Raw genomic sequence first — 1,992 nt, forward strand, 5'->3', positions numbered from 1 at the left:
CGGCATCGCTCTCGGCAGAAAGTCCTGGCTGTTCTGCGGTTCCGATCGCGGCGGACAGCGCGCTGCCGTTCTCTACAGCCTGATCATCAGCGCCAAGATGAACGATATCGACCCGCAGGCCTGGCTCGCCGATAGCCTGGCGCGCATCGCAGCCCACCCAGCCCATCGGATCGATGATTTGCTGCCGTGGAATTGGAGATCCGCACAACTGCGGACCCAATCAGCGGCGGCCTGATCATGCAGCGCAATAAGGTGCATCACGTCTACACCGTCGAACGTGTCGCCAGGGACCTCGGCGTCAGCGATGCGCTCATCCAGGACCTGACCCTCGGTCTCGAGCCCGAGGACGGCGTCATCTGGGTGTACGGCGCCAACGATGACGACGGAATCTTGGCCTTCACCGATGAAGGCATCGAGGAGGTCAAACTCCTCCTCGAAGAATATCATCGCGTCTCCCCATCGAAAGCTTGACCCTGCACCGCAGTGCTCATGGCCGCCGGACACGCACGTCTGCGGTCTTCACCGGACGGGTACGTTCCAGTCACGGCCTTCGATTCGGCGATGGCTTGCAAGCGATGAACATGTATGGCGAGAGCAGAACGTTTGGGGCGGGGCGGGACGAAGAGGTTGCGGAGGGCTGACAAGGTCGAGACGAAGCGTTGCAGGCCTCCCGGCGATCGGACCCCTGCATCATCCGCTCCCGTTTTCGCGGCGGCACATGGGAATTCTCCGCTCCGTTGTTCAACCCCTTGTGCGACCGGTGCTCGACGTCCGGCATCACCTGTCGCTTTGCCGCTCCATACGAGCGCAGCTAGTCGGTGATCATGCGCTTCGGCGCGAGCCCCTGCTTCTTCAACAGCCGCGTCAGCAAGCGCAACCTCTCGCAGGGTGCGCTCTCAGAGTTCGTTCCTGCGCAGCTGCCTTGTTATCTCGATACTGGATAAGAGTCTACGAACCTACGCGCCGCATAACGAGCTTTGTTGCGCTGGTCGGTTCCGAAGGGTGGCTCTATGCATCGCAGTGGCGGACGCGAAATCCTCACCATCCTTCTGCATCGCGCTATTTGGCCTGCCGAAAACCCAATTTCGCCGGCACGCTGCCGCTGAATACGATGATCATCTCGCATTCTTGATATGGAGGCTGTCGTCCTTCCTGGGTACGCGGCTGACGGCGACGAAATGTCAATCGGCTTCTACCAGCCTGATCAATTACGGCGAGAGCTACCGGTCCGGAGATCGCATCAGCGCCTCTGTCGTCAAGAGAGCTGTTCTGCTTGACCCCAGCCATGGAGCTCAACGCCCCGCGTCGGAGCGCTCCCTGCTTCTGAAGGAAGCCATTAGGTCCGCTCGGGCTTGATCGGAGGCTTGGCTGATGGACGTCGTGGTTGCTTCGCTCAGTTGCCGCCCCATGGCGCGGCTTTGCGGATTATCAGTCCTCTGCCTCTTCGCCGGTCTCAACAGCGCTGTGTAATGTTCATTGTTTATGATGACGCCCCCGCTGTTCACGAGGTTGCTCCTGTCAAGTGTACTCGTCAGTCCGTCCTGGGCCTCGCGCGTCTTGCCCAAGTGCCGTTCAAACGGCGCTGGCGCGACTTGTTGAGCTCGAGAGATGGGTCCCTGCTCTCCTGCGTGGCCATGAGCTTGTGCCGCGGTTTGCGCAGCGGCGTCCCCAATGGCACGAGCCTCCATGCCGACTGCGTCTTCCGGACGAGCAGCAAGGGCAATTTCGCGCCCGGGTGCGAACTTCCGGAGATGAGCTAGTGCACTGATCTCAGCGGTTTTCATATAGCGCTTGGCATCTTCATCCAGCGACCGCTCGTGAAGCCGATCCGCAATCCCCGGCTTTTTGTTTTCAACCAGGCATTGACTGAAACGTCTAAGAGCAGACCCATAGACCTCAACGGTACGGGGTTTCGGCCCGGTCGGCGCTGCCTCGTACGCTTTGATGAGAGCCGCTGTGTACTCTCTGATGAGCACGGCGTCGGCAGGGTGG

General features: G+C 60.5%; 2 protein-coding genes and 2 pseudogenes. 2 read left to right on the top strand and 2 right to left on the bottom strand.

Annotated elements, in window-relative coordinates; genetic code table 11:
* Both NKH57_RS33625 and NKH57_RS33630 read left to right on the top strand, forming a co-directional pair.
* Window positions 1-235: transposase domain-containing protein (locus tag NKH57_RS33625; RefSeq protein WP_352950658.1), on the top strand; the 235-nt coding region annotated here is incomplete at its 5' end.
* 2 nt (window positions 236-237) lie between these two features.
* Window positions 238-471 carry a hypothetical protein gene (locus tag NKH57_RS33630; protein WP_127297979.1) on the top strand — a complete coding sequence of 78 codons (234 nt, stop codon included), beginning with the start codon at window positions 238-240 and terminating at the stop codon, window positions 469-471.
* Window positions 472-536: 65 nt separating this feature from the next.
* Here the strand turns inward: NKH57_RS33630 and NKH57_RS33635 are convergent.
* Window positions 537-874 (bottom strand): annotated as a pseudogene (locus NKH57_RS33635) (DDE-type integrase/transposase/recombinase); the annotation flags it as partial.
* A gap of 418 nt (window positions 875-1,292) precedes the next feature.
* Window positions 1,293-1,992, bottom strand: a pseudogene (locus tag NKH57_RS33640) (hypothetical protein); the annotation flags it as partial.

The organism is Mesorhizobium sp. M1050 (genome assembly GCF_040318715.1).
Classification (GTDB): domain Bacteria; phylum Pseudomonadota; class Alphaproteobacteria; order Rhizobiales; family Rhizobiaceae; genus Mesorhizobium.